Origin of the sequence: Bifidobacterium amazonense, from assembly GCF_018555435.2 — a bacterium.
GTDB classification, from domain to species: domain Bacteria; phylum Actinomycetota; class Actinomycetes; order Actinomycetales; family Bifidobacteriaceae; genus Bifidobacterium; species Bifidobacterium amazonense.
This window is the reverse complement of the sequence record NZ_JAFEJT020000079.1, coordinates 1-12,314: the sequence shown is the minus strand read 5'-3', so window position 1 is coordinate 12,314 and position 12,314 is coordinate 1. Positions and strand designations below refer to the sequence as shown.

The following is a 12,314-nucleotide window of genomic DNA, read 5'->3' as shown; positions in this document are numbered from 1 at the left end:
CAAACGTCTCACGCTATGAGCCGGCATCGTCTCCGAGGACATCCACGACATCGCCAAGGCCGCATACAGACACGCACAAACCACAATCAAATCGACGGGTTATGCGGCAGTTTGACGATCGAGAGGCCAAAATAGCCCATTGCCTAGGTCAGTTCGACGATCGAGAGGCGTCGTCCCCGCGCATCGCTCACCCGGCTACGCCATTCCCAACGGAAATTGGACGGGTTGGGCCTACGCCGGCGACTGCGATAGCCTCTCGATCGTCAAACTGACCCCGACAAACTCAAAAAACAGCCTCTCGATCGTCAAACTGCATCCACAAATCGGAATAATATAACGCCCGGGACCGATACGATGATTCGGCCCCGGGCGTGTGTGGATACGCAGACAGCTCAGATGTCGTACCGCCAGGACTTGTCGGTGATGACGCGGGCCATCGCCAGGCCGATCGGCAGGCAGATGATGACCATGAACGCGCGGAACGCCCAGTCGAGCGCGTGCAGCGTCTCGAAGCTGCCGAGGTACCACATCGCGCGGTACATATACATGCCCGGCACCATGATGACGATCGACGGCACGGTCAGGCAGATGCGCGGATAGCCGAGGTGCGGCGGCAGCCAGCCCTTACGCACCGAGGAGCGCCACACGGTGGCCAGAATGCCGGCCAAAAACGCGCCGATGAACGCGCCCGCCTCGGCCGGCACGCCCATGTCCACGATTTCCAGGCGCAGCGTGTCGGTGATCATACCGATCACGGCTGCCGTCAGGCACATGCGCTGCGGCGAGTTGAACATCACGGAGAAGCCCCACACGCCCAGGAACGCGAATACCGCGCGCAGCAGCATGTTGACCAGCGGGTTAAGTCCGAGCGGCTCGAATCCGGTCGGGTTGAGGTGCACGATGGTGGCGACCATCCACCCTGCGAGCGTGGCCATCAGGATGATGCAGAACACGTAGGTCACGCGCTGCACACCGGACGGGAAGTCGATCTTCGCCATGTCGAGCCCGCCCGTGATGAGCGGGAATCCGGGGATGACGAACAGCATCGCGCCGATGTACGCCGTGTCGTGCTGCAGCGCGACCGGGGCGAATATGCCGATCAGTCGCAGCGTGCCGGTGCACGCGAGCGCCGCGACCGCGACGCATACGAAGGTCACGAAGAACTGGTTGAGATGCCGCTTGAACAGGAGCCGGCGCAGCCAGTGGCCGAGTCCGGCGCCGACGAACGCGCCGACCATGTCGTACGGCCCGCCGCCGAGCAGGAAGACGAAGGATGCGCAGGCGATCGCGGAGGCGAGGCCGGCGAAGGCGGGGGAGTAGAGCGGCTTGCGTCGTTCGATCATGTCGAGCCGCTGGTGGGCCTGCCGCACGGTGATGCCGGGGCGTCCGGAGACGCGTTCCTTGCCGACGTGGTCGAAGTGGGCGGCGTATTCGCCCTTCGGCGGCTTGTGCGCATGCTTGTGCGCGTCGGACGACGATGGCAGGAACCCGCTTTCGGGGGCGTTGCGGTATTTGCGGACATGGTCGGTGACGGGTCGGTCGGCCGCGGTGCCGGCGGAATCGTTTTCGCCCGACGTCGCCGCGGATGCCGCAGATGCCGCGGCAAGGGTCTCGGGGACGACACCGTCGCCGTTCGTCGCATGACTATCCGCGTTGTCCGCATCGGCGATGCCGATGACGGGCCTCGCGTCCCCGGAGATCCGGTAGTCCTCGCCGGCGTTTTCGGCGGCGGCCTTTTCGGCCTGCTCCTCTTTGTCCACGGCGGCGCGCGCCGCCAGCGACTGGGTCATGGCGGACTGCGACCAGTCGGTTTCGCGTACGTCGAGCTGGGGTGCGACCGGCTCGCCGGGGTCGAGGTGTTCGCTGGCCGCTTCGAGCGCGTCGAGCACGGCGTCCTGTCCGCTTCGGGCCGCCTGTTCCTTTTCCTTTTTCTCCTCGCGCAGCTGTTTGGCGAGTTCGGCGGAGACCTGCGAGGCGTCCTTGCTGTCGAGGTGCTGCATCAGTCCGGCGGAGACCTCGGCCCGAGTGTGGTACATGGAGTCTTCGCCGAGGTTGACGCTGAACCAGTCGGCGAAGTGTTCGAGCAGCCAGATGCGTTCGGTGTTGACGCCGGTGGTGGGCAGGTCGATGACTTCGGTGATGCGGTCCTTGCCGTCGGTGCAGGCGGCTTCGATGTCGGTGAGGTTGACGTCGGCGCGCACGTGCACGCCGAGCGGGTAGGCGATGCGGTGCATCATTTCGCGCACGCGGAACGAGCCGGTGCCGGCGGACAGGTCGAGCAGGCCGACGCGTACGATGACGCTGGCCTTGGCCGCGATGCCCGCTTCGGCAATGGGCTTGTCCCAGTCGCGTTCGATGTCCTCCATGTCGAGCGGGATGGAGTGCGTGTGGAAATGCTGTACTGCGACGGCGCTGGTTTCGCCGTTCTCTCGTTCGTATTGATGCCCTTGACTCACGTTTTCAGGTTTACCGCGCGGCGTGGGCGAGTGCATCGACGGTCATATTTGCGTCCGCATTTCGGACCAGCCCGTCTCATAACCGACCTCCCAGCCGACGATCGCACGCGTACGTCGGCCGGACCGCGCACGTTCGCGCCGACCGCCGCGTCTCGAAACCCGAACCCAACCCGGACTTTGTAACGAAAGTGTCGATAACCGGGTCATACAATAGCCCCACAACCGTTGAACCAACGGCTTTGGGCTTGCAACGACCGGCCAAAACAACCGCGGAGGAGCCGCGGATGACCGGCAGACCGAGCAACCGGGAGTTCAGCAAAGGAGGTCTGATGACAACTAATGATCAGCAGATCACGCCCGCCGACGCCACGATCGTGACGTCAGGTTTGGGGACCAAAGGCCCCGAAGAGCGTGATCTTCCCGAATCGCTCAAATACGATATGGACCTGTGTCTGCGCATTCTGCGCGACGTCCTGGGCGAATTCGATCCCGAACTGCTTGCCACGTTCGACACCGTGCGCAATTATGCCGTCGAGGCCAGCGCCGAGCATTTCGAAGGCGTTCTGGCCGATCCGGATCCGGAGCACGACGGACTGGCGAAGGCCGTCGAAACCATCGACAACATGCATCTGCACGACGCGCAGCTGCTCGCCCGCGCGTTCGCCACGTACTTCCATCTGGCGAACCTGAGCGAGGAGAACTACCGCGTCTCCGTGCTGCACCAGCGCGAGAACGAGGTCTCCGGCGATCAGGCCGTCGACCCGGTCAACGAGATGACGTGCGCCTACCACCAGCTCATCAACGAGATGGGCCCGGCGAAGGCGAAGGAGCTGCTCGACAAGCTCGAGTTCCATCCCGTGTTCACCGCGCACCCGACCGAGGCCCGCCGCAAGGCCGTTGAAGGCAAGATCCGCCGCATCGCGGAGCTGCTGGAGGCGCACCGCACGCTGGGCGGCTCGGACCGCAAGGAGAACTGCCGTCGTCTCTACAACGAGATCGACGCCCTGTTCCGCACCTCGCCGATCGCGCTGAAGAAGCCGACCCCGGTCGAAGAGGCGGACACGATCCTCGACATCTTCGACAACACGCTGTTCAAGACGATCCCGGCCGTCTACCGCCGTTTCGACGACTGGGTCCTGGGCGACAAGGCCGGTCTCGTCGAGCCGGTGTGCCCCGCGTTCTTCCACCCGGGCAGCTGGATCGGCTCCGACCGCGACGGCAACCCGAACGTCACCGCCAAGGTGAGCCGTCAGGTGGCCCGCAAGTTCTCCGATCATGTGATCACCGCCCTCGAGGAGGCGACCCGCACCGTCGGACGCAACCTGACGATGGAATCGGAGACGACCCCGGCGAGCGCCGAGCTGAAGAACCTGTGGAACCATCAGAAGGAAATGAGCGAGCGCCTGACCGACAAGGCCGCGCTGATCTCCACCAAGGAACTGCACCGCGCGGTCATGCTGGTCATGGCCGACCGCCTGCACTACACCGTGGAGCGCGACGCCGATCTGATGTACCACACCTGCGATGATTTCATCGCCGACCTGAAGGTCGTGCAGCGTTCGCTGGCCGAGGCCGGCGCGAAGCGTTCCGCCTATGGCCCGCTGCAGGATCTGATCTGGCAGGCCGAGACGTTCGGCTTCCACATGGTCGAGATGGAGTTCCGTCAGCATTCCGTCGTGCATTCGCGCGCGCTGGAGGATATCCGCGAGCACGGCCTGCACGGCGAGCGTGGCCCGCTGCAGCCGATGACGCACGAGGTGCTCGACACGTTCCGCGCGCTCGGTTCGATCCAGAAGCGCAACGGTATCAAGGCCGCGCGCCGCTACATCATCTCGTTCACCAAGTCCGCGCAGAACGTGCGCGACGTGTACGAGCTGAACCGTCTGGCGTTCGCGCATCCGGAGGATGTGCCGACCATCGACGTGATCCCGCTGTTCGAGCAGCTTGAGGATCTCGAGAACTCGGTGGATGTGCTCGAGGAGATCGTCAAGATCCCCGAGGTGCAGGCTTGTCTGAAGGCGACCGGCGGCAAGATGGAGGTCATGCTCGGCTACTCCGATTCGTCGAAGGACGCCGGCCCGACCACCGCGACGCTGGCGCTGCATTCGGCCGAATCCCGCATCGTCGCCTGGGCTGAGAAGCACGATATCGATCTGACCCTGTTCCATGGCCGCGGCGGCGCCGTCGGTCGTGGCGGCGGCCCCGCGAACCGCGCGGTGCTGGCACAGCCGAAGGGTTCCGTGAACTGCCGCTTCAAGCTGACCGAGCAGGGCGAGGTGATCTTCGCCCGTTACGGCAACCCGGTGCTGGCCGTGCGCCACATCGAGTCCGTCGCCGCCGCGACGCTGCTGCAGTCCGCGCCGAGCGTGGAGAAGACGAACACCGAAATGACCGCGAAGTATGCGGACATGACGGCGAAGCTGGACGAGGCCGCGCACAACCGCTTCCTCGACCTGCTGCAGACCCCGGACTTCGCTCCGTGGTTCTCGACCGTCACGCCGCTGACCGAGGTCGGCCTGCTGCCGATCGGCTCGCGTCCGGCCAAGCGCGGCCTGGGTGCGAAGTCGCTCGACGATCTGCGCACGATCCCGTGGGTGTTCTCGTGGGCGCAGGCCCGCATCAACCTGGCCGCATGGTACGGCCTGGGCACCGCGTGCGAGCAGTTCGGCGATCTGGAGACGCTGCGCAAGGCGTACGAGGAGTGGCCGCTGTTCTCGACGTTCATCGACAACATCGAAATGTCGCTGGCCAAGACCGACGAGCGTATCGCGAAGATGTACCTCGCGCTCGGCGACGACGAGGAGCTGTCGAAGAAGGTGCTCGACGAGATGGAGCTGACCACGAAGTGGGTGCTGCGCATCGTCGGCGACCAGTGGCCGCTGCAGCATCGTCACGTGCTCGGCCAGGCGATCCGCGTGCGTTCGCCGTACGTGGACGCGCTGTCCGTCACGCAGGTGCTCGCCCTGCGCTCGCTGCGTAAGAAGGTGGACAAGGAAGAGCTCTCGCAGAGCCAGCAGGCAGGATTCATCTACCTGATCCTGTGCACCGTTTCGGGCGTCGCCGCCGGCCTGCAGAATACGGGCTGACGTTTGCGTCGTGAATTGCAGCTGGCGCTGCAATTCACGGTTGGGAAGCCCGGTGGGCTTCCCAACACGCAAACGTAGGAGGTTTTTCGCGTTATAGCGAACGCGCACGCGAAAAACCTCCAGCACAGCAAGGCCCCGCACTTTGCGGGGCCTTTCCTTATCCCGAGTTCGGCGCGGCCCAGCCGCGCTCGAACTCCCCGCGAACGGCCTCGCCGTTCGCTCAAACAAACAGCCTCGCCGCAGGCGAGTCCGAATTCAGCCCTCCTCCGACGACGTCATTCTCACGTACGCCGCGTGTTCCCGTAGATATTCCCTGAGATACGGCACTGCGAAATCAACCCAGCCATATCCCTTTTCCACAATCACTTGCGCCTCCAGCAATCGTGCGCGATACCTGCTGGCATACCGGACGTCCTTTCCCATTCGCTCCGCGATCACGGAAGTGGACGATGGCCCGTCATCCTGCGCCATGGCAAGCAGATAGGTTTTATCGACCGGCGACAATCCATCCAATTCCGGACCATGAACGGTGTCGCCCAAACGGGTAAGAGCACTGGATATTCCGCTCCTTACATCGGCGTCGGTGACTGCGAACGCCTCCGTTTCTCCGTTCCGACGACGATTGGCGTTCCGCCAGATGTGGTATCCGACCAGCTGGATCATGAACGGATATCCTGCGGTGGCCTGCGTGGCGACATGTAATGGATCGCCATCCAGCCACAACCCCGTGTCTTGGAACGTATCACGCAGCGCCTCAGAGACTTCTTCGAGCGGCACTTCACCTAAGGGTTCGTATTGCGCCCGGCGAATGAACGTCGTCGCCTCGTTGTTCAACCATTTGGACGCCATGGAAGGCAGGCCGGCAAACACGAACGCAATGTTCCGATGTGCGATGGTCATGTTCTGCACCGCCGTGGCGATTTCGGTCAGGTCATCCCGTTCGATCGACTGTGCCTCGTCAATGGTGACGAGCAGACCGGAGTTCTTCTTATCCAGTTCGTCCAAGCGAATGGCCAATGCGTCGCTCAGGTCGACAATGTGATGCTGCTTCTCATAGCTGACGCCGCCCAGACTACCACCCACGCCCATGACGCTGATACTGGGATCGATAGTAAACCTGAAATTGCCTTTGACGGGCTGCAGCCGCTCGATCAGGCGTTGCACGATGTCTTTTCTGGCGGTTTCGGCGATGACCTGCCATCCGAGCGCTTTGACGGTGTTACTGAATTCGGCAAGCATCACCGTTTTCCCAACGCCTCGCGGACCGGTGACGCGCATAAGACGACCCGGCGCACCCGGTCCATCCTCAAGCGCTTCGTTGAAGTCGGCGAGGATGGTTTCACGGCCGATGAGAATGGGGGGAAGGTGCCCTGCGCTTGGTTTGAACGGGTTGGACACCATATCCACCTCTTTCATAAAAAATCATAAAATTTCATAAACATTCTACAACATCTTTCAAATTCTACAAGAATCATAAAAGTTCATAAAATTTCATAAAGCGCATAGTCCTTCCCTACTCCAGCTGTCCTCCGCGCTTGCCGTATCCGTTACGGCCATCGCACGATAGTCGCCGCCAGTGCCCCCTCATGCGAGTCCGTTCTCGCATCTTCCATCGTAAAGGAATCCGAATAAAGGAATCCGAATAAAGGAATCCGACCGTCTCTATCGCAACGCCGTGGACTCACGCTCGATGAGCTTGTACCCCACGCTCACGGTCTGCGGGAAATACTCCTCGTCCGGGTGCTCGATGCGCCGCATGAGCAGCGACACGGCCGTGTTCGCCATGCCCTTGAAATCCGTGGCGACGGTCGTCAGCGACGGCACGCTGTACTGGCCGGACGTGATGCCGTCGAATCCGATCACCATCACGTCGTCCGGCACGCGCACGCCGCTGTCCGCCAGTCCTCGCAGCACGCCGATCGCGATGCCGTCGTTCAGACAGTACAGTCCGTCGTATCCGGTCTCCCGCAGCGAACTCGCGACCGCATGCCCGGCTCCGATGCCGCCGTCGATCGACCATGGCGACTTGATGAAGTCGCGCGTCTCGTCGAACGGCAGGCCGGCCGCCAGGATCGCGGCCTTGGCCGAGTGCATGCGCAGGTCGCGCGATCCGGGGATGATGTTCGGATTGCCGGGGTCGCGGTTGTCGCCGATGATACCGATGCGCGTGCAGCCGCGCGCGACGAGATGCTCGATGGCCGCGCGCGAGCCCTCCGCGCTTGGCGCGTTGACGGTGTCGATGCCGGTGCCGGTCTCGTAGTTTTCCAGCATGACGGACGGGTGCTCTTTGAGGATGTTGAGCGCGCGCGGCGCGTTGATCGCGATGATGCCGTCCGAGAACGTGTATGACAAGTCGTTGCTGCCGTTCAGGTACCGCGACAGTTCGATGAGCATGTGCGAGCCGCGGCGGTTGACCTCGTCGGCGACGCACATGGACAGATGCGAGAAATAGTCGCCTTCGAGTCCGGACGTGAGGAACGTGATCGTGTCGCTGCGGCCGGAGCGCAGGGAGCGGCCGGACAGGTTGGTCTTGTATCCGAGTTTTTTGGCGGCCTCGCGCACGCGCTGGATGGTTTCGGGGCGCACGTAGTCCTTGCCGCGCAGCGCGGCGGACGCGGTCGTGGCCGTGACTCCCGCCAGTTTGCCGACGTCCTTCAGCGTTGCCATGATGCTCCCTTTCGTTGGCGCGACAGTACTTCATCGTTGAGATTCATTGTAGCCGGCGGAGGATGCGCGCGGACACGGACGGACGTAGACGGACACCAACGCACACGGACGGACACACGTTGCAGCAAACCATGGCATGTCGCCGACGTACGCCCCGCGACATTCGTATGATCGGAAGTCGAGTCACGGCAGCATGTCAGCGAGCTGCGGCAAGGAGATGCTCATCATGATCAACGTACTGTGCTTCGGCGATTCCAACACGAACGGCTCGAACCCGGCAGGCGGGCGGCACGCGCGCGACGTACGCTGGCCGGGCCGACTGCAGCGGCTGCTCGGCGACGACTGGTACGTCATCGAGGAAGGACTCGGCGGACGCACCACCGTGTTCGACAATCCGATCGAACCGCATCGCAACGGCCTCGCCGCACTGCCGGGCGCGCTCATCACGCACCGGCCGCTCGACTACGTCATCCTCAGCCTCGGCACCAACGACATGAAGACCATGTTCCAGGCCGACGCGCGCGTGATCGCGGCCGGCATCGACATGCTCGTCCACGAGGTCAAGATCACCGACAATCGCGGGGCGCCGACGCCGCGGATCGTCATCGTCTCGCCGATCTACATCAAGCCGGGCATTTCGACCAGTGGATACATCGGCTTCGACGAGCGCGCGGTCGAACTGTCGCACCGGCTGGCAGGGGAGTACCGGCAGGTCGCCGAACGCGAGGGGTGCCTGTTCCTTGACGCCGCGCAGATCGCCGAGGCGAGCGATCTCGACAAGCTGCACATGGACGGCGAGAATCACGCCCGCTTCGCCACGGCGATGGCCGATCTGCTACGCAAGGACCGGACCACCGGCTCCCGGGATGCACGCCGATAAGCCCGGAACCGGAAAGGGAACCGAAAACGACAGGAGGCCCGCCACCGGACGGGCTCATATCCGGTGGCGGACCTCCTGTCTCGGGCTGTCTCAGGCCGCGATCAGGCCGCCTTGTGCATGGCGTTGATCACGTTGTTGTTGCCCCAGCACTGCTCGTACGGGATGCCGGCGAGATCCTCGACGACCTTGCGGGTCTCGTCGCTCACCTCGGACATCAGGCCGCCGTTGCGCAGGCGGGCGGATTCTGCGACGAGGATGTCGTGGGTCTTCTCGGTCAGGTGCATGCGGTAGGTCAGCAGGATACCGACGAACGCGAGCACGATCACGGTGCCGCAGTACATGTAGAGCAGCACGTTGACGACCAACGGCGACTGCGTCTTGACGTCGGCGCCGGACTGGAAGCCGACGGCCTGCAGGATGACGCCCACGATGATCGTCACGACGGTGTTGATGATGACCTCGAGCGTGGACTGGATGCCGGCGTACTGGCCTTCGCGGCGCTTGCCGGTGACGAGCTCGTCGACGTCCGGCACGAAGGACTGCACGTAGGTCTGCGCGTTGACGATGCCGGAGTTGCCGAGCGTGAACAAGGTGATGAGCACGGTGAACACGAGCGTGACGGTGGACTTCGGCAGATTGGCGACGTTCAGGCCGAGGATGAGGATGCCGACGAACAGCGCAATGGTGACCCACGCGCCGAGGCGATAGGAGCGCATGCCGCCGAGCTTGGAGATGACCGTGGCCCAGACCACGACGCACACCATGCCGAACAGGAAGCTGAAGCCGGTGGACAGGGAGACCTCGGCCGGGGTGAGCAGCAGCACGAAGAGGATGAAGTAGCCGTTGATGGTGCCGCGGACCATGCGGAAGGTCTGCTGGGCGAGGTAGATGCCGAGGTAGTTGCGGAAGGTCTTGATGCGCAGCACGGACAGGAAGTTCCAGAACACGGAGACGAGGCGGCCGAAGAAGCCGACCTTCCCGGCGTCGCCCTTGTCGGCGGCTGCGATGTCGGTGGTCTCGTCGTACGGGCGCTCCTTGATGCACAGCGCGCCGATGACGAGCAGCACGGTGCCGAGCACGCCGTAGATCATGGCGACCTTGAAGTACGGCTGCCAGCCGTCGGCGCCCCAGACCTTGAACAGGTAGGTGTTGAACATCGAGAACGCGAAGCCGCCGACGCCGCCACCGATCTGCTGGATGGCGACGAGGGCCGCGCGATCCTTGGAATCGTCGGTCATCTCGCTCGGCAGCGAGTAGACGACGGTGTTGATGCCCGGGTAGACGGCGTAGTAGATGACGTTGACGACCAGGTAGTACCACACCGGCATGTTCGGCACCCACAGCGCCACGTAGAAGATGAGGTTGAGCGGGGCGGCGATGAGCAGTGTGCCCTTGCGGCGGCCGATCCTGCGACCGAAGGAGGTGGCGTACATGCGGTCGGAGATGTAGCCCCAGACCGGCGTGATGAAGCCGCCGATGGCCTTGCCGACCGCAAGCAGCGCGGTGACGACACCGATGGCGATGGCCAGCGGCTGGGTGTAGTAGATCATCTGCCATGTGACGACCATCGTGCTCATGGTGAACGACAGCGGAAGCAGCGCGTACGTGAACTTGGTCGTCCACGACAGCTTGCGGCCGGCCGCGGGGGTCGTGCTGGACATTTCGGGTTCTCCTGTTTCTCTATGGAAGATCGAAGTCGCGCGGCATGGTCACGGCGTGCGGTGTGATCATTGATGCGGGTGGAGGACTGCTCCGTCCGTTCCACGGTTCCCACAGAGTCTTATCGTTGAGATTCTGCGGTTCGATTTCCCTTGCTTGATGTTTGCAATACTCACCTTATCACAAATCTCATCGATAAGATTATTCTATGATACCGGCGTGTCGCAACGATCAGATCAATATGCGCATACAAAAAAGACCCGATGCCGTAAGGCACCGGGTCCAAACCACGCAGCGATCAGCCGGTTCACCCGCGCCGCGCCACATTGATCACGTTGTTGTGGCCCCAGCACTGCTCATAGGGCATACCGGTCAGGCTTTCGACCAGCGCGCGCGTCTCGTCGGTCGCGTCGTCCATCGAGCCGCCCGCACGCAACCGCGCGATCTCGGACAGCAGCAGTTCGTGGTTCCCGCGGTTCAGCTTGAGCCGGTACGTGAACACGATGCCGATCAGGCAGATCGCGATCGGCGCGAATGCGAACAGGCAGGCGAGCGCCGTCACGGTCTGCGGCGGCTGCGAGGTCGCGCCCTCCACGAATCCGGTCGCCTCCAGCACCAGCCCGATCACGATCGTCTCGGCCGAGGAGAAGATGTCGTCGATGGTCGAGTTGATGGCCGCGTACTGGCCCTCGCGTCGCTTCGACGTGATGATCTCGTCGACGTCGGGGATGAACGTGTACGTGTACTGCGTCGCGTTCACCACGCCGGTGATGCCGAAGTTCATGAACAGGCCGAGGCCGATGTACAGTACGGCGCGTGTGCCGGTGGGCAGGTTGCCGGCGTTCATCGCGAGCGCGAACATCGCGAGGAACACGAAGATCACCTCGAAGCCGCCGAGCCGGTACGCCCGCGGGCCGCCGATCCTTGCGGTGAGCCACATGAAGAAGCCGACGCACGCGATGCCGAACAGCAGGTTCACGCCGGTGGCGAGCGAGACGGTCTGCGGGTCGAGCAGCAGCACGAAGATCACGAAGTATGTGTTGAGCGTGCCGCGCACGGTGCGGAAGCATTCCTCCGAGAGATACAGGCCGAGATAGTTGCGGAATTCCTTGACTTTGAGCACGGACAGGAAGTTCCAGACGACCGAGACAAGCCGCCTGCCGAAGCCGAGACGGCTGCCGGCGTTTGCCGCGACGCCAGCATTGTCATCGCCGATTACGTTCGCATCGACGTCCGCATCGGACACGTTGGTCGATTCGTCGAACGGCCGTTCCTGGATGGACAGGAATCCGAGCAGCAGCACGGCGGTGCCGATGATGCCGTACAGCAGCGCCATGTTGAAGTACGATTCCCAGTTGTCCTTGCCCCAGATAGTGAACAGGTACACGTTGAGCACGGACAGGAACGTGCCGCCGATCGCGCCGGCGATCTGGTTGACGCCGACGAGCTGCGCGCGCTGGGTCGGGTTTTCGGTCATTTCGCTGGGCAGACCGTACTGCACGGTGGTGATGCCAGCGAAGAACGCCCAGTACAGCAGGTTCGCGAAGAAGTAGACGGGAATCGGCA

7 protein-coding genes are annotated in these 12,314 nt (G+C 63.2%); 2 read left to right on the top strand and 5 right to left on the bottom strand.

Features of this window, described 5'->3' with window-relative positions; all coding sequences use genetic code 11:
* Positions 1-392: 392 nt before the first annotated feature.
* Positions 393-2,366 (bottom strand): threonine/serine exporter family protein, encoded by a 1,974-nt coding sequence (locus tag JS533_RS12515; RefSeq protein WP_241515049.1) that lies wholly within the window; start codon positions 2,364-2,366, stop codon positions 393-395.
* A 419-nt stretch (positions 2,367-2,785) separates the two neighbouring features.
* Here JS533_RS12515 and JS533_RS12510 point away from each other — a divergent pair, with 419 nt between their 5' ends.
* Positions 2,786-5,542, top strand: coding sequence for a phosphoenolpyruvate carboxylase (locus JS533_RS12510; RefSeq protein WP_241515048.1), 2,757 nt, complete (start codon positions 2,786-2,788; stop codon positions 5,540-5,542).
* Between the two features lie 255 nt (positions 5,543-5,797).
* Here the strand turns inward: JS533_RS12510 and JS533_RS12505 are convergent, their stop codons facing one another.
* Positions 5,798-6,958 carry an AAA family ATPase gene (locus tag JS533_RS12505; RefSeq protein WP_241515047.1) on the bottom strand — a complete coding sequence of 387 codons (1,161 nt, stop codon included), beginning with the start codon at positions 6,956-6,958 and terminating at the stop codon, positions 5,798-5,800.
* Positions 6,959-7,204: 246 nt separating this feature from the next.
* Entirely contained in the window at positions 7,205-8,209 is a 1,005-nt protein-coding gene (locus JS533_RS12500; RefSeq protein ID WP_241515046.1) for a LacI family DNA-binding transcriptional regulator, read from the bottom strand.
* A 226-nt stretch (positions 8,210-8,435) separates the two neighbouring features.
* Between JS533_RS12500 and JS533_RS12495 the strand changes: the two genes are divergently transcribed.
* Positions 8,436-9,089, top strand: a complete 654-nt coding sequence (locus JS533_RS12495; protein WP_241515045.1) for an SGNH/GDSL hydrolase family protein — start codon at positions 8,436-8,438, stop codon at positions 9,087-9,089.
* Between the two features lie 101 nt (positions 9,090-9,190).
* Here JS533_RS12495 and JS533_RS12490 read toward each other — a convergent pair whose 3' ends face one another.
* Together JS533_RS12490 and JS533_RS12485 are read right to left on the bottom strand one after the other, a co-directional pair.
* Positions 9,191-10,750, bottom strand: coding sequence for an MFS transporter (locus JS533_RS12490; protein ID WP_241515042.1), 1,560 nt, complete (start codon positions 10,748-10,750; stop codon positions 9,191-9,193).
* A 305-nt stretch (positions 10,751-11,055) separates the two neighbouring features.
* On the bottom strand, positions 11,056-12,314 hold a 1,259-nt coding region (locus tag JS533_RS12485), incomplete at its 5' end, for an MFS transporter (RefSeq protein WP_241515041.1).